Below are 26,432 nucleotides of genomic sequence, written 5' to 3' on the forward strand. Positions count from 1 at the left end.
AACGCTAGCAGTTGACTTAGGTAAGGCAAACCTTAGCTGTCTTTCGGGAGGGTGAACTAGCCAACATCCCTTCGTTTGGGGTGAGTTGATGTCGAACTGACGTGCAGCTTGGCAGGTGGATCAAACTCCCGCCATCTTGCGGAACGATTGTCATTAGGGTAGGCAACCCTAAGAACTGCCACATTCCTGTGCGACGGGATCGAGGACGTACGTGAACATCACCAGGCGCCAAGTGCTGTGGGCCGGCGGGGCGATAGGTACGACAGCACTGCTGGCCGCTTGTTCGGGGGGCGACGACACCTCGGGGAAGCCGGCGGCCGCGGGCGGCAAGCCCAAGAAGGGCGGCACTCTCCGCATCGGAGCCCTGGGGCGCGCCGGCGCCATCACCCGGGACCCGCACGGGACACAGGGCAACGAGAGCGACTACCTGATCCTGGCCCTGATCTACGACACGCTCACCGTGCCGGGTACCGAGCCCAACACCGAGCCCCGGCTCGCCGCTTCGTGGGAGGCGTCGACGGACCTGAAGACCTGGCGCTTCAAGCTGGCCAAGGGCGCCACCTTCCACGACGGCACCCCGGTCACCGCGGCGGACGTGGTCTGGTCGCTCAAGCGCCTGCGCAACACCCCGTCCGGCGCCGCCCGGCTGCCCGGCATCAAGGCGGAGAACATCAAGTCCGAGGGCGACGACACCGTCGTACTCGTCTCCGACTACGCCAATGCCGAACTGCCGCTGCTGACGCGTCTGACGACGTTCGTCCTGAAGAAGGACACCTCCGACAAGGAACTGGAGAAGGCGCCGGGCACCGGCCCGTTCAAGCTCGACTGGTACCGCGGCGGCAACGCGCGACTGGTCCGCAACGACGCGTGGTACGGCGGCACCGTCCACCTCGACGCCATCGAGGTGAAGATGTTCGAGACGCCGCAGGCGATGTCCAGCGCGCTGCTCGCCGGGCAGATCGACGTAGCCTCGAACGTCGGCGCCGTCGCCGCGCGAACCGCCGAGTCCCGCAAGGACATCCAGGTCGTGCGCCGCCCCAACGACATGTCGATGCCCATCGTGATGCGCACCAAGAGCGGCCCGTTCGCCGACGAGCGGGTGCGCGAGGCGCTGCGCCTGGTCGTCGACCGCGACGCGATGGTCAAGCAGGTGCTGTCCGGCTACGGCACCGTCGCCAACGACATCATGGGCACCGGCGACCCGAACTACGCCAAGGGCATCCCGCAGCGCACGCGTGATTTGGCGAAGGCCAAGAAGCTGCTCACCGAGGCCAAGTTCGACCTGTCCAAGACCTACGACCTGGTCACCACCGAAGACATCCCAGGGCTCGCCGAGTCCGCGACGCTGTTCGCCTCCCAGGCGCGCGAGGCCGGCATCAAGATCCAGGTCGTCAAGCAGGAGTCCGGCGCCTTCTACGAGAAGACCTGGCTCAAGGGCGATCTGTACACCACGTACTGGGGCACCAACGACTCCGTGGTCTTCTTCGCCTCCAAGACGCTGGTCAGCGAGGCCGGGCAGAACGAAGCCGGCTTCGCCGACAAGGAGTTCGACGCCTCGTACCGCAAGGTCATCGGCACCGCCGACGAAACCGCGCGCGGCACCGCGCTGCGCGAGCTGCAGCAGATCGAGTACGACAAGTCCGGCTATCTGCTGTGGGGCATGGCCGACGGCATCGACCTCGCCGTGGCCAAGGTCCAGAACCTGCCCAAGCTCCCGGGCTACGGCCGGGTCCAGCTCGAGAACGTGTGGCTGAGTTGAGCCGCACCGTCAAGGACGACGTGGTGGCCGTCCCCGCACGCTCGGGGGCGGCCACCGTGCCGCGTCGTACGGGCACGCTCGTCCTGCGCGTCGCCGCGGCCGTGGCCCGGCGGGCCCTGATGCTCGCCGTACTCCTCGCCGTGGTCTTCGCCGCTGTGGAGGTGCTGCCCGGCGACGCCGCCACCGCGACCTCGGAGCGCGGGGACAGCGCCGCGGACGTGGCGGCCCGGAGGCATCTCCTGGGCCTCGACCGGCCGTTGTGGGAACGCTTCTGGGACTGGATGACCGCCCTGCCCACCGGCGACCTGGGGACCTCCGCGCGCGGGCAGAAGGTCACCGACCTGCTCGCCGACCCCTTCCCCAACACGCTGCTGCTCGGGTCGGCCGCCTTCGTCCTCACCGTCGTCGCCTCGCTCGCCCTGGGCTGCTGGGCGGCCTCCCGTCCGGGCCGGCCGATCGACCGGATCATCGGGCACGCGGCCACCTCGGCGTTCGCCGTGCCCGAATTCGTCGTCTCCGTCGGCCTGTTGCTCGTCCTGTCGCTGTGGACGGGCTGGCTGCCCGCCGTCACGCTCACCGGAGCCGACGGCAACCCCACCACCTGGACCATGCTGATCATGCCGGTGCTGGCCCTCGTCATCCCGCAGACCGGATGGAACACCCGCATCGTGCGCGGCGCGCTCGCCGACCAGGCGTCCGCGCCCCATGTCGAAGCCGCCCATCTGGACGGGCTGCCCCCGCACCGCGTCGTCCTGCGTCACGCGCTGCCCGGCGCGCTCCCCGCGATCGCGACCGGCATCGCCACCTCCACCGGCATGCTCCTCGGGGGCGCCGTGGCCGTGGAGACGCTGTTCAACTACCCGGGCATCGGCTCCGTCCTGGCCGCCGCCGTCGCCGGCCGCGACGCCCCGCTCATCGCCGGGGTCGTGATGTGCGCGGGTGCCGCCATCAGCCTCGTCCTGCTCGCCGCCGACCTCGTCCGCGCCCGGATGCTGGGAGCACGCACGTGACCGTCACCGTGGTCCCCAGGCGCGTCCTGAAACGCATCGCTCCAGGTCTGCTCCTCGTCCTGCTCGCCCTGACCGGCCCGTGGCTCGCCCCGCACCCCATCGACACGCCCGTCACCGCCCCGTACGCCCCGGCCGGAGACGGCGCGCCGCTGGGCGGAGACCAACTGGGCCGCGACGTGGTGAGCAGGCTCCTGCACGGCGGCACCGCGCTGATCGGCAGTGCCCTCCTCGTCGCCCTCGCCGTCACCGCGCTGGCCGCCCTGCTCGGCTGCTTCGCCGCGCTGCGCCCCGCCCTCGGCCGCGCCGTGGAACGCACCGCCGACGTGGCCATCCTGCTGCCGCCCGTCCTCGGCATCATGCTCATCGCGTTGGCCTGGCCGGACGGCGGACGCCTGGCGGTCAACGCCGCCGCCATAGTCCTGGGCGTGCCCTACGCCGTACGTCTCGTCGCCGGCGCGGCGGCCCCGCTCGCCCAATCCGGATACGTCGAGGCCGCCACCGCCCGCGGCGAGCGGCTCTGGTACGTCGCCCTGCGCGAGCTGCTCCCCAATCTGCGCGCCACGGTGCTCGCCCTGTTCGGCCTGCGCTTCGTGGAAGCCGTCTATGTCATCTCCGTGGCCGGATTCCTGCAGATCGGTTCCCAACCACCGGCCGCCGACTGGGCCTTGATGATCCGCGAGAACGCCCCAGGCATTCTCCTCAACCCCTGGGCGGTCGTGGCCCCCGGCCTGGCCATCGCCCTGCTCGCGATCAGCGTCAACCTGGCCTCCTCCTCTCTCGCACCCCGCTCCGCACGGAAGGCGGTGACCGCCTCGTGAGCCAGCCGGCCACCACGCGTGACGTCCCCGACGAAAGCCCCGCCCCGGCCGAAGGACCTGCCCCGGCCGAAGGGCCCGGCCCGGCCGAAGGGCCCGGCCCGGCGGCCGAGGCTCCGCTCGTCACGGTCACCGACCTCGAAATCCGCTTCCCCGGCGGCCCGGTGCTCCTCCCGCCGGTCAGTCTCGCCGTACGCCCACGGGAGATCACCGCCCTCACCGGTGCGTCGGGCTCCGGCAAGACCACCCTGCTGCGCGCCCTCATCGGCCACCTCCCGCCGGGCGCGACCGTGTCCGCGGGAACCCTGGACGTCCTCGGCCACGACCCGTCGACGCTGCCCGCGCCGGCCCTGCGGGAACTGCGCCGTACCCGGGTCGCGTACGTCGGACAGGACCCCGGCTCCGCCCTCAACCCGCGCATGAAGGTACGCCGTCTGGTCGCCGAGACCGCCACGGACGCCGGCGACGAGGCGATCCTCGCCCTGCTGCGCGAATGCCGACTGCCCACGAACGCCGGTCTTGTGGACCGGCGCCCCACCGCGCTCTCGGGCGGCCAGCAGCGCCGCGTCGCCCTCGCCCGCGCACTGGCCCGTACCCCGGACATCCTGCTCCTCGACGAGCCCACCGCCGGACTCGACCGGGCCCTGCGCGACGGCATCGCCGAGCTGCTGCGCGACCTCGCCGCGGCACGCGGGCTCGCCGTCGTCATGGCGTGCCACGACCCCGAACTCGTGGCGGCGTGCGCCGACCGGGAGGTACGCCTCCCGGTGCCGGGGAGAGAGCCGCGCGGGCCGAGGCCCCGGACCCAGCCGCGCACGCCACCGTCGGAACCGTCCGCGCCCGTTACCGCGGAAGGCATCACGGCACGCGGAATCAGCGTGGGGTTCCGCCATCGGGGACGGGTCCAACACGCCCTCGAAACCGTGGACTTCACCGCCCGGCCGGGTTCCGCGACGGGAATCGTCGGCCCGTCCGGCTCCGGCAAGACGACGCTGCTGCGCGTCCTGGCCGGCCTGCACCGACCCGACTCCGGCAGCCTCGCCCTCGACGGTGAATCCATCGGGTCTGCGGTGCGCGGTCGCAGCCGACAGCACCATCGGCGCATCCAGCTCGTCCCGCAGAACCCGCTGGGTACGCTCAACCCCTCCCAGACGGTCGGGGCCGCGCTCGCCCGCCCGCTGCGGCTGTTCCGCACGGTCGCCAAGCGCCAGGTACCCGACCGGGTCGTGGAACTCCTCGAACAGGTCGAGCTGCCCGCCGACTTCACCTGTCGTCATCCGGCGGAACTCTCCGGCGGCCAGCGCCAGCGCGTCGCCATCGCCCGCGCCCTGGCCGCCGACCCCGACTTCCTGCTCTGCGACGAGATCACCTCCGCCCTCGACCAGGACACGGCCACCGCCGTGATGGAGCTCCTCCAACGCCTGCGCGCCGAACGTGACATGGCCGTCGCGCTGGTCAGCCACGAACTCCATCTCGTGGCCGCGTACACCGACACCGTGCACGTGCTGGAGGAGGGTCGGCTGGCCGGCCACGGGCCGACCGCGGAGCTGATCTCCTCCTGGTGAGGTCTCGTACGGATCCTGGTGAAGGACTCGTACGGAGCGACGGCCGCCTCGGGTGCGCGCGGAACTACCGTGCCACGGAAGCGCGTTGCTCCAGGATGCGCAGGGCTTGCCCGGCCCAACGGATGTTGTCCTGCTCGAAGGCGCGTCCCGCCATCAGCGTGAGATACGGTCCGACGCGCTCGGTGGCGGCCAGGTATTCGTCCTCCGTACGCCCGTCCAGGAGCCGGGCACGGATGCGGTCGTAGTGGGCCAGTTTGCCGCGCGCCCACTCCAGACGCTCGGCGATCGCCGCCCGTACGGCCGGCTCGTCCCCGTCGTCGACGGCGTAGACCTTGACCATCAGCTCGTCGCGGATGGCCGTGGGCTTCGACGGCTCGGCCGTGAAGTCGCGCAGCGCAGCGCGGCCCGCCTCGGTCAGCGAGAACATCCGCTTGTTCGGCCGGCGTTCCTGCTGGACGAGCCGGGCCTCGATGAGCCCCTCGGAGGCCATCCGGTCGAGCTCCCGGTACAGCTGCTGAGGCGTCGCCATCCAGAAGTTGGCCACCGACGCGTCGAAACCCTTGGCCAGGTCGTACCCCGATGCCTCGCCCTCCAGAAGCGCGGCCAGGACCGCGTTGCGCAATGCCATGCCCCAAGGCTAGACGTCGGACATGCCCGCGACTAATCTGATCCGCGTCTAGTCAATTAATTGAGTATGGGATGAAGGGTGGGCGTGATGCATTCCTTCCGTAAGGCCGTGGAGGCCGGGGACCTCGCCGCGATCGAGGAGATGCTGGCCGACGATGTCGTGTTCACCAGCCCCGTCGCCTTCAAGCCCTACCCGGGCAAGGCGATCACCGCGGCCATCCTGCGCGGTGTCTCCCGGGTCTTCACCGACTTCCGGTACGTGCGCGAAATCGCCGACGCCGACGGCCGGAACCACGCGCTGGTCTTCGAGGCGAAGGTGGGCGACAAGGAGATCAGCGGCTGCGACTTCCTGCACATCGACGAGGACGGCAGGATCGACGAACTGATGGTGATGGTCCGCCCGTTGTCGGCGGCCCAGGCGCTCTCCGAGGCGATGGGGGCGCAGTTCGAGCGGATCTCGCGGGAGGCCGCGGAGGCGTCGGGGGCGTAGCGGAGGCGTCGGGCGAGCAGGCGATGTTCCGGGCCCTGTGATGGGCCCACCGGGTAACCGGGTGACCTGTCCGCCGCTCCCGCCTGTCGTCGGCATTCCCAATTTCTGAAACACGTTCTACGGTGTGCGCCGTCAGGTCCGGCCTTGGGGAGCCAGGAGGCGCCGTGCATCTCGAATACACGCCAGAGCAGCAGCGGTTGCGCACCGAACTGCGCGGCTACTTCGCCCAGTTGGTGCCGGACAACGCCTACGCCCGGTACGCCGAGCCGACCGCGCGGAAGCGTTTCTACCGCGAGACCATCCGCCGCCTCGGCAGGGACGGATGGCTCGGCGTGGGCTGGCCCAAGGAGTACGGCGGGCGCGGGCTGAGCCCCATGGAGCAGTTCATCTTCTTCGACGAGGCGGCCCAGGCGGGGGTCCCGCTGCCGCTGATGGCGCTGAACACGGTCGGCCCGACGATCATGCAGTTCGGCACGGAGGAGCAGAAGGAGTACTTCCTGCCGAAGATCCTCTCCGGCGAGATCGACTTCGCGATCGGCTACAGCGAGCCCGACGCGGGCACCGATCTGGCCGCGCTCAAGACCAAGGCCGTACGGGACGGCGACGACTATGTCGTGAACGGGCAGAAGATCTGGACGACGAACGGCGACACGGCGGACTGGGTGTGGCTCGCCGTCCGCACCGACCCGGACGCCCCGCCGCACAAGGGCATCACCATGCTCCTGGTGCCGACCTCCGACCCCGGCTACTCGTGCACCCTCATCAACACCCTCGCCTCGCACGACACCACCGCGAGCTACTACGAGAACATCCGCGTCCCCGTCTCCCGCCGGGTCGGCGAGGAGAACAAGGGCTGGCGGCTGATCACCAACCAGCTCAACCACGAACGCGTCACGCTCGCCGCCCACGGCACCATGGCGATCCGCGCCCTGCACGACGTCCAGCGCTGGGCGATGGAGACCAAGCTCGCCGACGGCCGCCGCGTCATCGACCTGCCCTGGGTCCGCCGCCGCCTCGCCCGGACCCACACCCAGCTCGATGCCATGAAACTCCTCAACTGGCAGATGGTGAACGCCGTCCAGGACGGCACCCTCACCCCCCAGGACGCCTCCGCCGTCAAGGTCTACGGCTCCGAGGCCCGCCGCGACGCCTACGCCTGGCTGATGGAGATCGTCGCCGCCCCCGGCGCTCTCAAGGAGGGCTCCGCGGGCACGGTCCTGCACGGCGAACTCGAACGCGGCTACCGATCGGCGGTGATCTTCACCTTCGGCGGCGGCAACAACGAGATCCAGCGCGAGATCATCGCGTGGATCGGCCTGGGGATGCCGCGGGTGCGACGTTAGCCTGACGCGAATCTGCTGGCGATGCCGGCGGTCAGGTCGCGCAGTTCGACGACCTGAATCTCGACAGCGTGCCCCACGTCCGCCAGCAGCCGAGAGGCCGGCCGAAGGGACACGTATGCCCCGGCCGCGGCCGGTCACGGTGTTCGGGCATGTGTCGATGCGCCACGGCGGGTATTTGGCCCCCAAACCGTGATTGGCCGACCAATACAAGCACCGGAGCCGGTCGCGGCATCGGCAAGCCGTCGCCGAACGCCTCGCGCAGGGCGGCGCGAGGGTCGCGATCAACTACCGCAGCAGCGCGGCAGACGCCGAACAGCTGGTCGCAGAGCTCAAGAGGACGGCACCGACGCGATCGCGATCCAGGCGGACGTCTCCGACCCGGAGCAGACGGGACGCCTCGTCGACCAGGTCGTCGAGCGCTGCGGCAAGCTCGACATCCTGGTGAGCAACGCTGGTATCGAACACTTCGGCCGCCTCGACGAGATCACACCGTAGGAACCTCACGATGCGCGCTGTCGACGTCCAAGGATGCCGGATTCAGTGACGCCAACAGTTTCAGCAGTAGTGAGTGCACCTGCTCCTGCTCCATCGGCGTCAGCACCTGCAGAGCTTCGTCGTGGGTGGCTTCCACCGCGCTTCTGGCCTCCGCCGCGAGCCGCAGTCCGGCCTCGGTGGCGTACAGTCGATGCGTGCGCCTGTCGCCGGGGGCGGTCCGGCGCTCCAGAAGCCCCCGCTCGACCAGCCCGTTGACCGCGGTTCCCATGGACTGAGGGGTGATCGCCGCTCTGCGCGCCGCGGTCGCACTGGTGACGCCCGGATCGAGGACGGCCTGCGCCAGGGCGCTGTGCTGGGCAAGGGTCAAGTGGAACGAGCGCAGTGTGCGCTCGGCCCGAGTCGCGATGATCTGGCCGATCTGCCAGGCCACATAGCCCGTGCGCCGCTCGGAAGCGTTCACGCGGCGGACCTCCTTTGTAAGTCAACTGATTATGTGTACAAAGATTATCAGTTGGCTTCTATTCTAGGAATCTGTTTTCGATGTCCCAGCGAGTCTCCAACCGACCAGCTCACAAGCACGCCCTGGACGTGGCCCATCCGCCTCTGCGCCCTGGGACCGCGCGTGCCGTCCTGCTCCCCGTCGCGGTCGTCCTGCTGATCGGCACCCTTTTCGTCAGCGTCTATCTCGCCGCCTTCCACGCGCCGCGCCCTCATGAGCTCCGCGTGGGCACCACGGAGGTCGGCACGCGGCAGGCGCACCTGCGCGAGGACCTCGAGCGGGTCGCCCCGGGCGGCTTCACGCTCGAGACCTACCCCGACAAATCCTCCGCCCGGCAGGCCGTCGAGGACAGGTCCGTGTACGGGGCCTACCTCGGCAAGGGGAACCTGCTCTACGGCAGCGCCAACGGAGCGGCCGTCACCGCGACCCTGACCACCGCATTCGCTTCCGTGGCCCACGCGGACAACCATGACCTCTCCGTCGAGGACGTTGCCCCGGCGGCAGCGGGGGACACCCGGGGGCTCTCCGTCTTCTACGCGGCCTTCGGCCTCGTGCTGGCCGGATACCTCTTCGGTTTGACGACGTACCAGCTCGCACCCAGGCTCCAGTACCGCTGGCGTATGGCCAGCCTGGCCCTGTTCGGAGCGGTCGGCGGCGTCCTGGTCGCCGCCATCGGCGGGAGCACGGGCTTCGATGCGCTGCCCGGCGCCTTCCTGCCCCTCGCCCTCATCATCGCGCTGATGGGCGCCGCAGTCGGTGGCACGACCATGGTGCTGCTGCGACTGTTCGGCTCCGCGGGCGTCAGTCTCGCCTCGATCCTCCTGCTGATCCTCGGCAACAGCAGCAGCGGTGGGGTCATGCCGGCGGCCTACCTTCCCGCCTGGCTGCGCCCGCTGTCCGAGATCCTGCCCGTCGGGGTCGGCGTCCGCGCGATGCAAGGGCTGTCTCGCTTCGAGAACGACGGATTGGCCCGCGCCCTGGTGATCCTCCCGCTGTGGGTCCTCGGCGCCGCCGCCGTGCTCTACCTGAAGGACGTGTTCCGGCGCGCGGATCCGGCCGGTGTGCAGGAGGCAGTCGAGCTGAAGGAGACGGCCGTATCGCCAGACTGGCGAGCCGCGGCGCGCTCGGCCCCGCCGGACTGGCCGACTTCGACCCCGGCACGGGCGCCGTGGAGTTAGAACCCGGCGAGCAGGGCGGGCAGTTCCTGTTCGGGGCGGGCAAGCCGCTGCGCACCCCCGCGTACATGTGCGGCGGGTTCTGCCTCTCCAGCCGTACGCGCGTCGCTGAAGCCGTCGAGCGCTACCGGTCGGGCGCGATGCACGGACTGCTGACGGCGCCGTGATGAGCTGCGCGCGGGCACCGACGTGCTCGTGCCCACGTGCGGCAACGCCGAGTTCGACCGTCTGCGCTCCCGGCTCGCCCCCGGGCTCCGGATCCGGCTGTGCCGAGCGCATCGCGGCGCGCGGGGTCCGTCCCGCACCACCGCTCAGGTGTCCTGCCGGTTCAGCGGTCAGTCCGGCATCTTGTCGGCATCACCACAGGTCACGAACTGCTGCTGGTGCCAACGGGCAATCCTGGTCAGACTGACCGTGTGGACGCCTTCCCCGCAGGTGACCCGGGGCTCTTCACTCCGGATTCGGTGACCTGGCAGCTGCACAGCGACCCCATGATGTGGGTCGCCGGAATCCGTGCGCTCTACCTCCAGGCCCTGCACCCGCGCGCCGTACGCGGTGTCATGCAGAACTCGGACTTCCGGCGCGACGCCTGGGGCCGGCTGATGCGGACCGCGAACTTCGTGGGGACGACCACGTACGGCACCAGTGAGGCTGCCGAGAAGGCTGGGGCGCGGGTACGAAAGATTCACAGCATGCTCACGGCGACGGACCCGGACACGGGGCAGCGCTACCGCGTCGACGAGCCCGGGCTGCTGCTGTGGGTGCACTGCGCGGAGATCGACTCCTACCTGTATGTGCTCCGGCGGTCGGGGCTCCCGCTCTCGGACGCGCAGGCCGATCGCTACATCGCCGAACACCGGATCAGCGCACGGCTGGTGGGGCTCGATCCCGAGGCCGTCCCCGCTGACCAGGACCAACTCGCCGAGTATTTCGAGAAGACGCTGCCGGAGCTGGCGGCGGGGCCCGAGGCGCGTGACGTGGACGTGTTCCTGGTACGACCGCCGGTCCACCCGTTGCTCCTCCCGGCGCGCGCCCTGCTGTGGCGGCGCGTGGCGCGTCTGGCGTACGCCTCTTTGCCGCCGTACGCCCACGAGTTGTACGGCAGGGCGGCCCCGTCGCCCGCCGCCGTGACCCGGCGTCTGCGTGTCACGGGCACCTTGCTGCGCTGTATTCCCGCACGTCTGCGCTGGCAGCTCCCGCCCAAACACATTCTGCGCGCCATGTCACGGCTCGGCCCCGGCTCGCGCCCGGCGCCGTACAAAGTCGGCAGATAACTCGCCATACTGGACGGGCCAGGGGAGGGCGCGGCGATGAGCGACGGGGGCGATCGCACGAGATGGCGGAGACCAGGCTGATCCAGAGCCGGTACCGGCTGCTCGATCTGATCGGGCGCGGCGGCATGGGTGAGGTGTGGCGGGCGCGGGACGAGTCGCTGGGCCGGCAGGTCGCCGTCAAGTGCCTCAAGCCCCATGGCCCGCACCACGATCAGTCCTTCACGCGTGTCCTGCGGGAGAGGTTTCGGCGCGAGGCCCGGGTGGCCGCCGCGCTGCAGCATCGCGGGGTGACCGTCGTCCATGACTTCGGCGAGTCCGACGGTGTGCTGTATCTGGTGATGGAGCTGCTGGAGGGGCGCAACCTCAGCCAGCTCCTGGAGGACAACAGACAGCACCCGTTGGCGGTCGCCGAGGTCGTGGACATCGCCGACCAGGTGGCCGCCGCCCTGGCCTACACCCATCAACAGGGCATCGTGCACCGTGACTTGAAGCCCGCGAACATCATGCGGCTCGCCGACGGCACGGTGAAGATCTGCGACTTCGGGATCGCCCGCCTCGGCCACGACATCGGCTTCACCGCGCGGCTGACCGGAACCGGCATCGCCATGGGCACCCCGCACTACATGTCGCCGGAGCAGATCAGCGGCGCCCAGGTGGACCAGCGCAGCGACCTGTACTCCTTCGGGTGCGTGCTCTACGAAATCGCCACCGGGGCACCGCCGTTCGACCTCGACGACGCCTGGGCCATCCTTGTCGGCCACCGTGACACACCACCCGAACCGCCGCGCAGCCACCGGGGCGAAATCCCCGAGTACCTGGAGCGGATCATCCTGGATCTGCTGGCCAAGGAGCCGGAGCGGCGCCCGCGGGACGCGCGGGAACTCGGCCGCCGCATCAGCGCGGGCCGGACGGCTCCGGCCTATGTACCGACCGTCGTGTCCCCGGCCGTGGGTCAACCGGCCCATGGGCAGCGCTCGTTGGCGCCCTCGGCGCAGGTGCCGCCGTCGCGCGAACCCCGGCTGCCGTCCTGGACCCGGGGCATGACCACCGGCCACAAGGCGACCGGCGCCGGGCTGCGCAGCACCCCGCCGGACGCGGCGGCGGGTCTCACCGGCGAGTGGATCGCCCGCTCCTCCACGGCCCTCGCACGCCAGCCCGAGCGCACCGAACGGCCCACACCCTCACCGGAGTTGATCACCACCTTGGCGGGGCGGCACAACGCCGGCCTGAGCCTGGGGCGGCTCGGCCGGTGGACCGAGGCCGGCGAGGTGCACCGCGCGGTCGCCGCCGAGCGCGAACACGCCCTCGGGCCCGACCACCCCGACACGCTCGCCAGCCGCTACGAGGTCGGATTCACGCTCAGCCGCACCGGACGCCCCGCCGAGGCGCTGCGCGAGTACACGCATGTCGCCCAGGTCAGGGAGCGGGTGCTGGGCACCGACCACCCCGACACCCTGGCCGCCCGCCAGGAAATGGCGTACGTACTGGGCCAGTTGGGCCGTCACTTCGAGGCGCACCAGGCCTACACGTCCGTGCTCGGCGCCCGGGAGCGCGCCATGGGCCCCGACCATCCCGACACCCTGCGCTGCCGTCACAACCTCGCCTTCAACCTGAGCAGGCTCGGGCGCCTGGAGGACTCGTACCGGATGGCGAGCGAAGTCGCCGTCGCGCGCGCTCGGGTGCTCGGCCCGGCCCACCCCGACACCCTCGTCACCCGGTACGAAGTCGCGTACGCGCTCGGTCAGTTGGGGCGCTGGCCGGAGGCGCTGCGCACCTATCAGGAGGTGGCCGAGGCCCGCGCGCAGGCGCTGGGGCCCGACCACCCGGACACACTCGCCGCCCGCTACGAGGTCGGCATCAGCCTCGGCCGGCTCGGGCGCAGCGCGCAGGCCCTGGAGCTCTACCGCGGCCTGATCGACGACCGCACCCGGGTGCACGGGCCGGCGCACCCCGAAACCCTGCGCGCCCGGCACGGCCTCGGTGTGAACCTCGGCCGCATGGGGCGCTGGGAGGAGGCGCTCGCCGAGTCCCGCGACGTGTGCGCGATCCGCGAGCGCGTGCTGGGTCCCGACCACCCGGACACCCTTGTCAGCCGCCGCGAGGTCGCCGTCGGCCTCGGCTGGCTCGGCCGCTGGGCCGACGCACTCACCGAGTACCGCCGCGTCGCCACCGCCCGCGAGCAGGTCCTTGGCGTCGACCATCCCGACGCGCTGGCCAGCCGGAACGACGAGGCGCACTGCCTGGAGCAGTTGGGGCGCGGCCAGGAGGCCGTCGAGCTGTACCGCAGGGTGGCGGCGTTACGGCAGCAGCGGGCCGCGGGGGGCCACTGACGAGAACCCGGTCGAGGCCGCCATGGGTGAACCCGGTGCGCTCGCTGTCATCGGCTTGAACACTGAGCGGTGTCGAGCCGTGGTCCTACAGGGCGAGTTCGGCCCAGATGGTCTTTCCGTCGGGCCGTTTCCGTGTTCCCCAGCGTGCGGCGAGCTGCGCCACGATGAGCAGCCCGCGTCCTCCCTCGTCGAACACCCGGGCCCGGCGCAGATGCGGAGCGGTGTTGCTCCCGTCGGACACCTCGCAGATCAAAGTGTCCTGCCGGATCAGGCGCAACTGCACCGGGCCCCCGCCGTAGCGGATGGCGTTGGTGACCAGCTCGCTGACCACGAGTTCCGTGGTGAACGCCAACTCCTCCAGGTCCCAGCCTGTCAGCTGGAGCGAGGTGAGGTCGCGGGCGCGAGCGACCTCGGTGAGATCGTCCGACAAGTCCCATGTGGCGATATGTGCGCTGTCGAGCTCTTGGGTACGGGCGATGACGAGGGCGACATCGTCATGGGAGCGATCATCGACGAGTGTGTTCAGGACGTGGTCGCACATGTCCTGAAGAGAGGGCTGCGGCTCGGAGAGGGCCTTTCGCAGATGGTCGAGCCCTTCGTCCAGGCCTTGTCCGGGGGATTCGATGAGGCCGTCGGTGTACAGGGCGATGAGGCTGCCCTGGGGCAGGTGCACCTCCGCTGTCTCGAAGGGAAATCCGCCCACGCCGAGCGGGGGACCGGCAGGGATGTCGAAGTATTCGGCCTGCGAGCCCGGGCGCACCAGAGTGGGGGGAGGATGACCGGCGCTTGCGGCCGTCAAGCGGCGGGAGACCGGGTCATAGATCATGTACTGGCAGGTCGCACCGAACTCGACGACCTCTCCTCCCGCGCCGTGGCCCCCCTGCGCGTGGTCCGTGTCCGTTCCGAGCCGGATGACGAGGTCGTCGAGGTGGGTGAGCAGTTCGTCGGGCGGCAGGTCGATGTCGGCGAGAGTGTGTACGGCAGCACGCAGACGCCCCATCATGGCCGAGGCATGTACTCCGTGCCCGATCACATCGCCCACCACCAGGGCGACTCGAGCCCCCGAGAGCGGGATCACGTCGTACCAGTCGCCGCCCACTCCAGCCTGTGAGTCCGCGGGTATGTAACGCGTGGCCGTTTCCACGGCCGGCAGCTTCGGGGCCGCCTTGGGCAGGAGGCTTCGCTGAAGCGCCAGGGAAGTGTTGCGCTCGCGCGTGTAGCGGCGGGCGTTGTCCACGCACACCGCGGCTCTTGCCCCGATCTCCTGTGCCAGCAGTACGTCATCGGCATCGAAGGGGTCCCGGCGCGGGGAGCGTGTGAAGAGCGCCGCGCCGAGGGTGACACCCCGGGCACAGAGGGGGACGACGAGAACGGAGTGTGCCGCATCCGCGCAGACGGCTTCGGCGGACCAGCGGGCTGCATCGGCGACATCGGTGGTCTCCGCCGCCAGGGGCTCCCCCTTCATCAGTGAGAGGGCTGGTATTGACCCCTCGCGGTAGATGACAGCCTCGCCCGGCCCCACCGTCCCCGCGGGAGCGGCCGGGCCCGACCGCTGAGCGGTGCGGTGCAGGGTGATATCGCCCATCAGAGGCTCCAGAGTGGGTTCCTCGCCCTGGAGAACGCACTCCAAGATGTCCACGGTGGCGTGGTCCGCGAAGCGGTGGACTGCCACTTCGGCCAGTTCCTCGGCGGTTCGAGCCACATCCAGGGTGCTGCCGACACGACTGCTGGCCTCACTGAGCAGGTCGAGCCGCTCGCGGGCGATCATCAGGCGCTGGAGGCGCCTCACCCCTGCGATACGGATACGGCAGACGGCCAGGCTGATGCCCAGCGCTACAGCCAGCGCAGTGAGAACCATGATTTGACTGGCACGCCCGATGCCCTGGAGAAGGGTCGCGTAGATCGCGATGGCAGCGGCGAGATTGACAAGGCCCACGATCAAGGTCTGCCGCGGCGACAAGAGAGCGCCGGCCACGACGGGGATCAGCACGGAATACTCCGTTAGTCCCATGACGTGCAGGTGACCAGCCGTCAGAGCCACTTGTACGCCCGAGAAAAGCGCAATGCCGAGGAGCAGAAAGGCGAAGCTTCTGTTCAACCGAATCGGTTGCATGTCGTACACCTCCAGGGCCGAGACCGGGTCCGGGGCCAGTGCCTGGCGGCGTTGCTCCCCATGAGGATCGCAGTGTCCGTAATTGGCGTAAATTTCTAGACAATTACGTTATAGCACGCATGGTCGCCGGCATGTAGCCCCCTTTGCCTCCCTCTCTGCTGCCTCCGCGTCTGCGACAACGCGCTCCCCGGCACATTCCGGCTGTCCGTGCAGGTGTCCGGTACGGCAACGATGAGAGCGGTGAAGGGCGAACGGTGAGAGGAGTGAGGGGCGCCGTCCGGTGTATCTGCGGCATCCGGGAAACGGGTTCATCATGGCTTGTACGGCCGTCAGACGGCGCTGATCGCCGGCTGCTCGCCCTTCGGTCCTCGTGGTGCGTGACGAGCGTGCGCGTTCCCTGTGACGGACGGACGGACGGGCGGGCGGACGGGCGGACGGACCGCACCGCCGCGGCAGTCGCTGCTGCGGTGCCGGTTCCCCGCTCCCGGCGAGAAGAAGGCGTGCCGTGTCATGGAGATGAAGCTTGAGGTCGTGGTGATGCCGGTCGCCGACGTGGACCGGGCCAAGGCCTTCTGCAAGGCGCTGGGGTGGCGGGAGGACGCCGACTTCCCCTCCGGAGACGACTTCCGCGTGGTGCAAGTGACCCCGCCCGGTTCCCACTGCTCGGTGATCTTCGGTACGGGAGTCAGCGACGCGCCGCCCGGGTCGGCGAAGGGACTGCACCTGGTCGTGTCGGACATCGAGGCGGCCCGCGCGGAGCTCGTCGAACGGGGAGCGGCGGTCAGCGAGGTTTTCCATGACGCCGGTGGGGTGTTCCACCGCGCCGGTGGCGCCAACCAGGTCCCCGGGCCCGACCCCGAACGCCGCAGCTACAGCTCGTTCGTCTCCTTCAGCGACCCCGACGGTAACGGCTGGACTCTGCAGGAGGTCACCGAACGCCTTCCCGGCCGCTGACCTGGAGAGGGCCGTCGCGCCGACAACGCCGATACCCGTTCGTGGATCGATCCGCGGCTCACGGTGCTGACGTGTGACTGCCCTGCACGGCGCTGACGTGTGACAGCCCTCTACAGCGCTGACATGCGACTGCGCCTCTATGGCGTCACTTTCTTTCGGTCGCGGCCTTCTTCCGGGCTCGGTACGCGGCCACATTCGTCTTGTTGCCGCACACTTCGTACGAGTGCCAGCGCTGAGTGCGGCTGCGCGTCGTGTCGTAGAACACGCCGGCGCACATCTCGTTGGCGCAGGTGCGGATACGACGCCATGTGCCGTCGGTGACGAGTTCCGCCACCGCGAGGATGACGCGGCCTACGACCGGGTCGCCGTCCACTTGCTCGAGCTCCGCCTTCCCCGGCGCCGAGAAGACCTGCCGCAGTGTGACAGAGGATGTGCGCTCGGTGAGTGCCTCCCAGCCGAGCGCTGCCTGGGTGGTGTCCGGCGCGGAGACGATGTCCATGAGGATTCCGCGCAGGTCGCGGATCTTGGCGATGCGCCCCGTTGACGGCGCCACTCCGTCCGGCTGGCCGAACGGGCGCAGGACGGCGCTCGCCCCCTCAGGGGTTTGGAGCGTGTCCGGAAGGGCTCGAGCGGGGCTGTGCGGACGGGAGTTGAGCAGGTTCACGATCGCCGCGGCAGTCGCGGGCACCCGCCGCGCGGGGGTCGATCCTTCAACTCTGGCCACGGAGGCACCGTAGCACATGGTCTATTGGGGAAAGTAGCTTACACGCGTGCCGGTGCGACGCCGTTGGGTCGGTCGGCATCGTGCCCACGAGGGCGCCGGTGAGATCACCGGGTACCGCCATGCTCGCCGGACCTCGGTCGCGCGCTACGGACCTCCTCCGTGCTCACCCCTCCTCCCCGTGTCAGGTCCGTGATCGGACCGGACTGCGCCGCGGTGAGGAGTTGCGCCATGTCAAGATGGTCGGTCATATTGAATGAGGCGGTCGGTCACTTGGACCGGCCACGAGGCACCTTAGGAGCAGGAGCTGTGACCACGTACAAGGCCTGGGAAGTCACCGGCATCCGTGAATTCCGTCCTGTCGACCGCGAGTTGGTCGACCCCGAGCCGCATCAGGTTCGGCTGAATGTTGAGTACTGCGGTGTCTGCCACAGTGACGTGCTCGCCGTCGAGGGCCTGCGCGCCGACTCCGGGCAGCCGGTCGTGCCCGGACACGAGATCATCGGCGTCATCGACGCCGTGGGCCCGGGCGTCGCCGCCTGGCGCGTCGGCGAGCGCGTCGGCGTGGGATTCCTTGCCGGGCACTGCGGTGAATGCGACCCCTGCCGCCGTGGCGATTTCGTCAGCTGCCGCAACCAGCAGCAGACGGGCACCAGCACGGACGGCGGTTACGCCGAGGTCGCCTACGCCCGCACCAGCGGTCTGGTCCGTGTCCCCGCGGACCTCTCACCAGTCGACGCCGCCCCGCTGTTGTGCGCCGGCCTGACCACCTTCACCGCTCTGCAGCGGGTCGGTGCCCGCGCGGGCGCACTCGTCGCGGTGCAGGGCATCGGCGGGCTCGGTCACCTCGCCGTGCAGTACGCGCGCAGCCTCGGCTACCGCGTGGCCGCCATCGCCCGAGGGGACGAGAAGCAGGCCCTCGCACAGCAGTTGGGTGCCCATCACTACATCAACAGCAACGGGCAGGACGTCGCCGAGGCGCTGCAGGACCTGGGCGGCGCCTCTGCCATCCTCGCCACGGCGGCCAGCGGCTCCTCCATGAGTCCGTTGGTGGCGGGACTCGCTCCGCGCGGCAGGCTCATGGTCCTCGGTGCCGCCCCCGACCCCATCGAGGCGCAGACCGGTGAGCTGATCTTCGGCAACCGCACCATCCAGGGCCACCTCACCGGGACCCCGGTCGACAACGAGGACAACCTCGCTTTCAGCGCGGCCAACGGCATCCAGCCGCGCATCGAGGCCTTCCCGCTGTCCGAGGCGCCCAAGGCGTACGAGCACATGCTCTCCGGCCGTGCCCGCTTCCGCGCGGTCCTCGACGCGGCCTGACCGACCAGCAAACCCGGGCCGTCAACAGACCGGCGGCCCCTTTCCAAGGAGAGCCACCGTGAACGTCAAGACCGTTTTCCGTCCTACGCGCAAGAGCGTCGCCGCGCTGGGCGCCGTCGCCTGTGTGGGGGCACTCACGCTGACCGTCACCGCTCCGGCCAACGCCGCCAGGGCCGAGCACCGCCCGTCGGAGAAGAAGCCCACGGTCGTGCTGGTACACGGCGCCTTCGTGGACGCCTCCAGCTGGAACGGCGTGATCAAGCGTCTGCAGCACGACGGCTATCCGGTCGTGGCCCCGGCCAACCCGCTGCGCGGGCTGGCGAGCGACTCGGACTACATCCGCGGCTTCCTCAAGAGCGTGAAGGGACCGATTGTGCTCGCCGGCCACTCCTACGGCGGCTCCGTGATCAGCTAGGCCGCCGCGGGCAACCCGAATGTCAAGGCCCTCGTCTACATCGCCGCCTTCGTCCCCGAGAAGGGCGAGACCCCGGCCGAACTGGGCGACAAGTTCCCCGGAGCCGAGCTCCCTTCGGCCCTCAATCCCGTGCCCTTCCCGCTCCCCGGCGGCGGAACCGGCACCGACCTGTACGTCAAGGCCGACAAGTTCCACGATGTGTTCGCCGCCGACGTACCCGAGTCGGTCACCGACCTGGCGGCCGTCACGCAGCGCCCGGTGGCCGCGTCGGTCTTCGACGAGAAGGCGACCCAGGCCGCCTGGAAGACCATCCCGTCTTGGGACCTGATCACCACCGAGGACAAGGCCATCGCGCCGGACGCACAGCGCTTCATGGCCGAGCGTGCCCGCGCGCACACCGTCGAGATCAAGTCCTCCCACGCCGTCACGGCCTCCCACCCGGGTGCGGTGACCCGCCTGATCGAGCAGGCCGTCCAGGCCACCGCCCGCTGACACTCGCAGGGGCGTCGGCAGCCACCGCCCGCAGACGCCCGCACGGACGTCGACGGGCCACCGCTCGCTGTCGCTGGCACGCTTGCACTCGGCGCACCGGCACGACGCCTGGTGCCACACATCTCTCCCTGTCAGGAGTCATTCACCATGAGTCTCTTCACGCCCACCACCGGCGGTGCTTCGGCCCGCCAGTACGTCCTGGGAAAGGAACTGCAGCTCACCATCCTCACCTCCGCGGAGGAGACCGAAGGACGCCACGACGTCACCGACTCCGTCATGACGACGGGCCAGGCGACTCCGCTCCACCTGCACACGCGGTACGAGGAGCGGCTGTGGGTGGTGTCCGGCTCGCTGACCGTCTGGGCCGGACCGGACACAGTGACCCTGCGGTCCGGCGACTTCTTCACCATTCCGCGGCACGTGCCCCACGCGATCAAGTCCGGCCCCGACGGCGCGCGGGCGCTCAACATCAGCTCGCCGGCCGGATTCGCCGAACTCATCGCCCGGGCGGGCACTCCGCTGGCTCTGGCCACGCCCGAGACCGAGCTGGACGCCGAGCTGTTCATGGCCGTCACCGAGGAGCTCGGTGACGTCGTTCTCGGCCCGCCCGGTATGGTCCCCGCCGACCTGGACGGCCCGGGGAAGTAGCCTCCTCCGCTCCGTTGTCCTCTTCGCGGTCCTGCAAGCGGGCCGTCGGCCTCCGGGCCCGGCATGACGGTTGCCTCCGGTCGTTCTCGGACGACCTGGGGGTGGCGTCACCGGGCCCGACGGGTGCCGTCGAAGACGCCGATGAGAGCAGGTCAGGAAGGCGGAAGTAAAATGGTGGCCAGCATTGGGACCAACGAAAGTTGGGCGGCGAAACAGATGCAACGGTCTGGATCCACCCCGTCGGGTTCCCAACGTCCTCCCGTCACGACGCGCGACAGAGAGCGACTGATGGCCTCGGCTGCCGAGAACGTGGTTCGCGACGCGGGCGCGTCGGCGGCGACAGTCTTCCTGAAGGTGCCAGGCACGCCCGAACTGCATGCTGCCGCAGTGGCGTTGACCGCCCTGGGGGCGGGAGCAGTCGAACGCGTATCCCTGGATGACACCACCTTCCCGTCGTCGCGGGCATGGCAGACGGGCCGGGTGGAGATCGGAGACCACGTGGAAATAACGGCGGGCCACCCGAACCTGACGGTCTGCGCTCCTTTCCCACTGGAGGCCGCAACCGCTCCGATCTTCTCGCAGACCCGTCGCTTCGGGACGCTCACGGCCTTCTGGGTGCGCGTCGGCGTCCAGCCCACCGAGCTGGAACGCGGGCGACTGGCCACTGCAGCCGCGTCACTGGCCCGCGACCTCGACCGGCTGGCCGATGCTGGGATGTCGATGGCTCCGCCCCGGGTTCCGCACGTGGTAGCCGTGCAAGGTGGGGGAGCGCGAGACGAACGGCTGGCCTCATCAACGGCTCCGCTGATCTACCACCTGCACAAACTTGCCATGCTCCTGGCTACGGCGGTTCACACACGAGACGTTGCGGACCTCGCGATGGAGCGCGTCATGGACGGATTCCAGGCCAAGGCCGCCGTCCTCAGCCTGGTCGACGGAGACCGGCTTCGCCTGGCGGGTGCGGCGGGATGCGCCAAGGAATTCGTACGCACCTTGAACGGTTCACCGCTCGCGCGGCGCATGCCCGAGACGGAGGCGGTCGACCGGCAGCAGCAGAGGGGATACGCCGCCGGGGATACGCGGACAGCGGGCCGGCTGCCCGAGCCGCTCTCCGACCAGGATTGCTTCTGGGTGATCCTGCCGCTGCTCGCCGGGCAGCGGGCGGTGGGCACACTGTCGATGGCGTTCGGTGTCGGACGCGGCGACATCGTGGCCGGTCAGGGAACGCTGACGGCGCTGGCCACGGCGGTTGGCCAGGCATTGGAACGCACCCAGACGGACGCCGCTCAACATGCGCTGGCCGATGACCTGCAGCGCGCGCTGCTGCCACCCGTGCTGCCCCAGCCGGCCGGGGTGGTGTGCACCAGCAGGTATGCGTCGGCGACGAGCGGGATCGAACTCGGAGGAGACTGGTACGACCTCATCACGCTGCCCGACGGCCAGGTCGTGATGGTGGTCGGAGACGTCCAGGGGCACAATACGGCGGCCGCCGTGGTGATGGGCGAGCTGCGCAGCGGGGTGCGCGCCTACGCGACCGAAGGACACGACCCCGGAGTCGTGCTCACCCGGGCGAACCAGCTCTTGATCGGCCTGGAGACCGACCTGTTCGCCACCTGCTGCTGCGCCTGGCTCGATCCGGCCACCGGCAGGGCCCAGATGGCCACCGCGGGGCACCCGCCGCCGCTGATGCGCACGGCCGACGGCCGCATAGAGTCCCTCTCCCTCGAAGCAGGCATGCCTTTGGGCATCGACCTGGCGACGGTGTACGAGGTGACGGATCTGCAACTCGATCCAGGAACGCTGCTCGCCTTCTACACGGACGGCCTGGCCGGTGTCGGATGCGACGTGGACCCCGAAGTAGTGAGCGCGGCATTCGACGTCCCGGGAAACCTCGAGTCCGTCGGCGACCAGCTCATCCGCGGCTTCAGCAAGTCGCCCCCGCCGTACGCCGATGACGCCGCGCTGCTCCTGGTCGTCTACGAAGGTCCCTCGGCCGAAGCCCAGCGCAATGTGCATCAGCTGAGAATCCACCGGCGCGATCTGCAAGGAGCGCAGCGGACGCGCAGACTTCTGCGCGAGTGGCTGGCGGGGTGGGAGCTGTCCTCCATGGCCGACGACGAGGAACTGCTGGTGTCGGAGGTCGTCACCAATGGCCTGGTGCACGGTGACAGCGACGTGTACGTCTACGTCCGAAAGTATCCCGAGCACATTCGCGTGGAGGTCCGTGACAGCGATCCGCATCTCGCGCAAGCCGTGACGGTTCCCCGCGAGGAGGACCAGGCCGAGGGAGGACGGGGACTGGTCATCGTCTCCGCGCTGGCCTCGGCATGGGGCAATTCCCCCAGCGGGCGCGGGAAGACGGTGTGGTTCGAGCTGCCGATGCCCGATGTCCATGGCGCTGATGCCTGACAGGGCACGCATCTCGTCGTCGTTCGCCGCCGGGTACACGGTTCCGTCCGCCGCACGTCCGTCGTGTCCATGTGCCGCGTGGGCCAAGGCGTGAAAACTCAGGCCATGAACGAATCGAACAGGATGAAGAAGTGGTCCAGCGGCTCCCGGCTCCGGCCGCGGTATCTGTGCACTCCTCTACTCACACTCTCGCGCCAATATGACCGATCGTCTTGAAAATGTCAAGCGGTCCGCCCGGCGACGGGCCCTTGGACTGAGCGGCTCTGGCCGGGATTCCCGCGTGACCCGCCACCCCGACAGGCGGCGAACGCGGTTCCGGTACCCCGCCCGGTGCCTGTCGCCAGATCCTCGTACGGCCGCCCGCCGCCTGCCGCGCACCCCTGGCCGACGTAGATCATTTCGTGCTACGAAGAAGCATGCCTGCACACGAGGGATATGACGCCGTTATCGTCGGCGGCGGCCACAACGGACTGGTCGCCGCCGCCTACCTGGCCCGGGCCGGGCGGTCCGTTCTGGTGTTGGAGCGACTGGGGAACACCGGGGGCGCCGCCGTGTCCACCCGGCCGTTCGCGGGGGTCGACGCGCGCCTGTCGCGCTACTCGTACCTGGTGAGTCTGCTGCCCCGCAAGATCGTGCGGGATCTCGGCCTCGACTTCCGTGTCCGCGGGCGCACCATCTCCTCGTACACGCCCGTCGAACGCGACGGACGGCCCACCGGGCTGCTCGTCGGCGGCGGCGAGCGCCGCACCCGCGAGGCGTTCGCGCGGCTGACCGGCTCGGAGCGCGAGTACGAGGCGTGGCAGCGCTTCTACGGGATGACGGGCCGAGTCGCCCAGCGGGTGTTCCCGACGCTCACCGAGCCGCTGCCCACCCGGGAGGAGCTGCGCCGGCGCGTCGACGACGAGGACGCCTGGCGGATGCTCTTCGAGGAGCCGGTCGGCACGGCCGTGGAGGAGTACTTCGCCGACGATCTCGTCCGCGGCGTCGTCCTCACCGACGCGCTCATCGGGACCTTCGCCGATGCCCACGACGCCTCGCTGCGGCAGAACCGCTGCTTCCTCTACCACGTGATCGGCGGTGGCACCGGCGCCTGGGACGTGCCGGTCGGCGGCATGGGAGCCCTCACGGACGCGATCGCGGCGGCGGCGCGCAACGCCGGTGCCGTGATCGCCACCGGCCACGAGGTGCTGCGGATCGAGACGGACGGAGGGGCCGCCGAGGTCACCTATCGGAACGTGGACGGGGAGGGCACCGTCGCGGCCCGGCACGTCCTGGTGAACGCCTCGCCGCAGGAACTCGCCCACCTCACCGGCGACGAGCCGCCCACGCCGGCCGAAGGCGCCCAGCTCAAGGTGAACATGCTGCTCAAGCGGCTGCCGAGGCTGCGCGACACCTCCGTCGATCCGCGCGAGGCGTTCTCCGGGACCTTCCACATCGCCGAGGGGTACGAGCAGTTGGCCACCGCCCACGCGCAGGCCGCGTCCGGCGAGCTGCCCACGGCCCCGCCCGCCGAGATCTACTGCCACTCGCTCACCGACCCGAGCATCCTCGGCCAGGACCTGGTGGAGCAGGGCTATCAGACCCTCACCCTCTTCGGCCTCCACACGCCCGCCCGGCTGTTCGAGCGCGACAACGACGCCGTACGCGAAGAGCTGCTCAAGTCGACCCTGGCGCAGCTCGACGCCCACCTCGCCGAGCCGCTCGCCGACTGCCTGGCCACCGACGCGGTGGGCCGCCCGTGCATCGAGGCGAAGACCCCGCTCGACCTGGAGCGCGACCTGCGGCTGCCCGGCGGCAACATCTTCCACCGCGACCTCGCCTTCCCGTACGCGCAGGAGGACACGGGCCGTTGGGGCGTCGAGACGCGGCACGCGAACGTCCTGCTGTGCGGGGCGGGCGCGGTGCGCGGCGGCGGGGTGAGCGGGGTGCCCGGGCACAACGCGGCCATGGCCGTGCTGGAGGAAGGGACAGGGGAGCGCTGAGGGCGGGCGACGCCGTGCCCGAGAACCGCTCGAGCCGTCAGTCGCGGGACGCCACCCAGCCCGCCGCCTCGATGCGCGCGGCGTCCGCCTCCCGTTTCTCGTCGAAGGCGGTCCGGCCGGCGGCCTCGACCCGCAGACCGTCGACGTACGCGCCACGGCCCACGTAGAGCCGGTCGGTCGTGTACCGCCAGCGCAGGGCGAGCCGGGGTGCCTCGGGGAGATCAGCGGTGAGCCGGTGCCACACCCGCCCCGACCAGCCGGTGGCCGTACCGGCCGGATGCTCCAGCGGTTCCCCGTCCCGCGGCGCCGTCGTGAAGGGGACCGGCTGCCAGGTCGTGCCGTCGTCGGTCGAGGACTCCAGGAAGAGGAGGTCCGACCGGGGTTCGGTGTCCCACCACAGGGCGCAGGACAGGCGCGCGGAGCCCGCGGTGGTGTCGAGTGCCGGCAGGGTCAGCGTCGCCGTCGTCGCGCTCGACATCCCGGAGAACCAGGACGTACGGCCGCGTGCGGGGCGCACCGGTACGGCGCGCGCCAGCTGGTTCGTGGCGGCGACCCGGGGAGCGGAACCGGATCGCCAACTGCGCACGGGATGCACAGAGTTGCCGAGGATGACGAGGAAGGAGTCGGTCGTTGGGTCGAGGACGAGCGAGGTGCCGGTGAAGCCGGTGTGGCCCGCGCTGCGTGGCGTGGCCATCGCCCCCATGTACCAGTGCTGGTAGAGCTCGAAGCCGAGGCCGTGCTCGTCGCCGGGGAAGGCGGTGTTGAAGTCGGTGAACATCAGGTCGACCGTCGCCGGCTTCAGGATGCGCGCCCTGCCGTACGCGCCACCGTTCAGCAGCGTACGGCCGAGGATCGCGAGGTCCCACGCGCACGAGAAGACGCCCGCGTGGCCCGCCACTCCGCCGAGGGAGTAGGCGTTCTCGTCGTGCACCTCGCCCCACACCAGGCCGCGGTCGAGGCCCGACCAGGGCAGCCGCGCGTCCTCGGTGGCGGCGATCCGCGGCTTCCAGGAGGCGGGCGGGTTGTAGCGGGTGCGGCGCATGCCGAGCGGGGCGGTGATCTCGTCGTGCAGGAGCGTGTCGAGGGTACGGCCGGTGACCTTCTCCAGGACCAGTTGGAGCGAGATCAGGTTCAGGTCCGAGTAGAGGTACGTGGTACCCGGCGGGTTGAGCGGTGCCTCGTCCCAGATGAGTTGGAGTTTCTCCTCGCGGGTCGGCGCTTTGTAGAGGGGGATCCAGGCGCGGAAACCCGAGGTGTGGGTGAGGAGTTGACGGATCGTGATGTCCTGCTTGCCGCCGCCCGCGAACGGAGGGAGGTACGAGGCGACCGTCGCCTCCAGCCCCAGGGCGCCGCGCTCCATCTGCTGCACGGCGAGGATCGACGTGAACAGCTTGGAGACGGAGGCGAGGTCGTAGACGGTGTCCTCGGCGGCCGGGATCTGCTGGTCGGCCGGGAACTCGACGCCGGTGTCCGTCTTCTCGTCGTACGCCGCGTAGCGCACTGCCATGCCGATCGGCTGGTGCAGGGCCACGGTGCCGCCGCGTCCGGCGAGGAGTACGGCGCCGGCGTACCAGGGGTGTTTGGGGGAGGGGCCGAGGAACGTCTCGGCGTCGGCGACGAGTTGGCGCAGATGCTCCGGCAGCAGGCCCGCGCGCTCGGCGGATCCATGCCGCAGGGTCGGGTGTCCGCCGCTGTCCTCCGAGGCCGCCGCGGGGCCGGCGGGGAAGGGCGCGATGACCAGAGCGCCGCCCAGGGCCAGTGCCCGCCGCCCTAGTTGACGCCGAGTCAGCCCACCCGACTCTCTGCCCGCCGGGTCAGCCGGCCTGCCGGTCTCTCTGTCCGCCGCGTCGTCGATCATCCAAGAGCCTCCTGCCGCGCCGCCTGAAAGTATCTTTCCGGGTCCGCCTTGCGGGGTGAAACTTTCCTGTCAGGCGCGGGCATGTCAACCCTCCCCGGGCACCTTGAATGGATCTGACGATGCATCAGAAAAACT

The 26,432-nt window shown here is 70.1% G+C and carries 21 protein-coding genes and 1 pseudogene; 17 read left to right on the top strand and 5 right to left on the bottom strand.

Features of this window, described 5'->3' with window-relative positions; genetic code table 11:
* Positions 1-211 precede the first annotated feature (211 nt).
* From C4B68_RS36885 to C4B68_RS36900, 4 genes are read left to right on the top strand one after another with little or no spacing between them, the layout of a single operon-like run.
* The gene (locus C4B68_RS36885) at positions 212-1,759 is read left to right on the top strand and encodes an ABC transporter substrate-binding protein (RefSeq protein ID WP_099502269.1); all 1,548 of its coding nucleotides are present in this window, start codon (positions 212-214) and stop codon (positions 1,757-1,759) included.
* Positions 1,756-2,769, top strand: a complete 1,014-nt coding sequence (locus C4B68_RS36890; RefSeq protein WP_240634591.1) for an ABC transporter permease — start codon at positions 1,756-1,758, stop codon at positions 2,767-2,769. Before C4B68_RS36885 ends, C4B68_RS36890 begins: the two co-directional genes overlap by 4 nt.
* Complete coding sequence (locus C4B68_RS36895) at positions 2,766-3,587, top strand: ABC transporter permease (protein WP_099502268.1); 822 nt, start codon at positions 2,766-2,768, stop codon at positions 3,585-3,587. The genes C4B68_RS36890 and C4B68_RS36895 overlap by 4 nt, the downstream gene beginning before the upstream one ends.
* A complete protein-coding gene (locus tag C4B68_RS36900) occupies positions 3,584-5,149 on the top strand; it encodes an ABC transporter ATP-binding protein (protein ID WP_240634592.1) in 1,566 nt (521 codons plus the stop codon). Before C4B68_RS36895 ends, C4B68_RS36900 begins: the two co-directional genes overlap by 4 nt.
* A 64-nt stretch (positions 5,150-5,213) precedes the next feature.
* Here C4B68_RS36900 and C4B68_RS36905 read toward each other — a convergent pair whose 3' ends face one another.
* Positions 5,214-5,777 carry a PadR family transcriptional regulator gene (locus C4B68_RS36905; RefSeq protein WP_099502267.1) on the bottom strand — a complete coding sequence of 188 codons (564 nt, stop codon included), beginning with the start codon at positions 5,775-5,777 and terminating at the stop codon, positions 5,214-5,216.
* Positions 5,778-5,864: 87 nt separating this feature from the next.
* Between C4B68_RS36905 and C4B68_RS36910 the strand changes: the two genes are divergently transcribed.
* The 3 genes from C4B68_RS36910 to C4B68_RS36920 all read left to right on the top strand — a co-directional run bounded on the left by C4B68_RS36910 (position 5,865) and on the right by C4B68_RS36920 (position 8,104).
* On the top strand, positions 5,865-6,266 hold the full coding sequence (locus C4B68_RS36910) for a nuclear transport factor 2 family protein (protein WP_099502348.1): 402 nt from the start codon (positions 5,865-5,867) through the stop codon (positions 6,264-6,266).
* 164 nt (positions 6,267-6,430) lie between these two features.
* Positions 6,431-7,609, top strand: a complete 1,179-nt coding sequence (locus C4B68_RS36915) for an acyl-CoA dehydrogenase family protein (protein WP_099502266.1) — start codon at positions 6,431-6,433, stop codon at positions 7,607-7,609.
* Between the two features lie 189 nt (positions 7,610-7,798).
* Entirely contained in the window at positions 7,799-8,104 is a 306-nt protein-coding gene (locus C4B68_RS36920; RefSeq protein ID WP_206337102.1) for an SDR family NAD(P)-dependent oxidoreductase, read from the top strand.
* Here the strand turns inward: C4B68_RS36920 and C4B68_RS36925 are convergent.
* Complete coding sequence (locus C4B68_RS36925) at positions 8,094-8,564, bottom strand: MarR family winged helix-turn-helix transcriptional regulator (RefSeq protein ID WP_099502265.1); 471 nt, start codon at positions 8,562-8,564, stop codon at positions 8,094-8,096. The two genes, C4B68_RS36920 and C4B68_RS36925, sit on opposite strands and share 11 nt — an antisense overlap.
* Positions 8,565-8,644: 80 nt before the next feature.
* Here C4B68_RS36925 and C4B68_RS36930 point away from each other — a divergent pair, with 80 nt between their 5' ends.
* From C4B68_RS36930 to C4B68_RS36945, 4 genes are all read left to right on the top strand, one after another.
* Positions 8,645-9,781, top strand: coding sequence for an ABC transporter permease (locus C4B68_RS36930; protein WP_240634593.1), 1,137 nt, complete (start codon positions 8,645-8,647; stop codon positions 9,779-9,781).
* The gene (locus tag C4B68_RS43780; protein ID WP_240634594.1) at positions 9,772-9,945 is read left to right on the top strand and encodes a pirin-like C-terminal cupin domain-containing protein; all 174 of its coding nucleotides are present in this window, start codon (positions 9,772-9,774) and stop codon (positions 9,943-9,945) included. The genes C4B68_RS36930 and C4B68_RS43780 overlap by 10 nt, the downstream gene beginning before the upstream one ends.
* A gap of 249 nt (positions 9,946-10,194) precedes the next feature.
* Complete coding sequence (locus tag C4B68_RS36940; protein WP_099502263.1) at positions 10,195-11,052, top strand: oxygenase MpaB family protein; 858 nt, start codon at positions 10,195-10,197, stop codon at positions 11,050-11,052.
* Positions 11,053-11,114: 62 nt separating this feature from the next.
* Positions 11,115-13,382, top strand: a complete 2,268-nt coding sequence (locus tag C4B68_RS36945; protein WP_099502262.1) for a serine/threonine-protein kinase — start codon at positions 11,115-11,117, stop codon at positions 13,380-13,382.
* Positions 13,383-13,467: 85 nt separating this feature from the next.
* Here C4B68_RS36945 and C4B68_RS36950 read toward each other — a convergent pair whose 3' ends face one another.
* Positions 13,468-15,372, bottom strand: coding sequence for an ATP-binding SpoIIE family protein phosphatase (locus C4B68_RS36950; protein ID WP_240634595.1), 1,905 nt, complete (start codon positions 15,370-15,372; stop codon positions 13,468-13,470).
* Positions 15,373-16,005: 633 nt separating this feature from the next.
* Here C4B68_RS36950 and C4B68_RS36955 point away from each other — a divergent pair.
* Positions 16,006-16,449 (top strand): VOC family protein, encoded by a 444-nt coding sequence (locus tag C4B68_RS36955; protein WP_099502346.1) that lies wholly within the window; start codon positions 16,006-16,008, stop codon positions 16,447-16,449.
* A 145-nt stretch (positions 16,450-16,594) separates the two neighbouring features.
* On the opposite strand, the gene C4B68_RS36960 is transcribed toward C4B68_RS36955, so the two are convergent.
* Positions 16,595-17,173: a CGNR zinc finger domain-containing protein gene (locus tag C4B68_RS36960; RefSeq protein WP_167459233.1), complete on the bottom strand. Its 579-nt coding sequence runs from the start codon at positions 17,171-17,173 to the stop codon at positions 16,595-16,597.
* A gap of 306 nt (positions 17,174-17,479) precedes the next feature.
* Between C4B68_RS36960 and C4B68_RS36965 the strand changes: the two genes are divergently transcribed.
* The 5 genes and pseudogenes from C4B68_RS36965 (at position 17,480) to C4B68_RS36985 (ending at position 24,439) form a co-directional block, all read left to right on the top strand.
* Positions 17,480-18,493, top strand: a complete 1,014-nt coding sequence (locus C4B68_RS36965; RefSeq protein WP_206337103.1) for an alcohol dehydrogenase — start codon at positions 17,480-17,482, stop codon at positions 18,491-18,493.
* Positions 18,494-18,701: 208 nt separating this feature from the next.
* Positions 18,702-19,400 (top strand): annotated as a pseudogene (locus tag C4B68_RS36970) (alpha/beta fold hydrolase).
* Positions 19,401-19,547: 147 nt separating this feature from the next.
* Entirely contained in the window at positions 19,548-20,048 is a 501-nt protein-coding gene (locus C4B68_RS36975) for a cupin domain-containing protein (RefSeq protein WP_099502259.1), read from the top strand.
* Between the two features lie 288 nt (positions 20,049-20,336).
* Positions 20,337-22,457 carry an ATP-binding SpoIIE family protein phosphatase gene (locus C4B68_RS36980; protein ID WP_167459234.1) on the top strand — a complete coding sequence of 707 codons (2,121 nt, stop codon included), beginning with the start codon at positions 20,337-20,339 and terminating at the stop codon, positions 22,455-22,457.
* 416 nt (positions 22,458-22,873) lie between these two features.
* Positions 22,874-24,439 carry a phytoene desaturase family protein gene (locus tag C4B68_RS36985; RefSeq protein ID WP_099502257.1) on the top strand — a complete coding sequence of 522 codons (1,566 nt, stop codon included), beginning with the start codon at positions 22,874-22,876 and terminating at the stop codon, positions 24,437-24,439.
* A gap of 37 nt (positions 24,440-24,476) precedes the next feature.
* On the opposite strand, the gene C4B68_RS36990 is transcribed toward C4B68_RS36985, so the two are convergent.
* Entirely contained in the window at positions 24,477-26,297 is a 1,821-nt protein-coding gene (locus tag C4B68_RS36990; protein WP_099502256.1) for a serine hydrolase domain-containing protein, read from the bottom strand.
* Positions 26,298-26,432: the final 135 nt, after the last annotated feature.

The organism is Streptomyces dengpaensis (assembly GCF_002946835.1).
Taxonomy (GTDB): domain Bacteria; phylum Actinomycetota; class Actinomycetes; order Streptomycetales; family Streptomycetaceae; genus Streptomyces; species Streptomyces dengpaensis.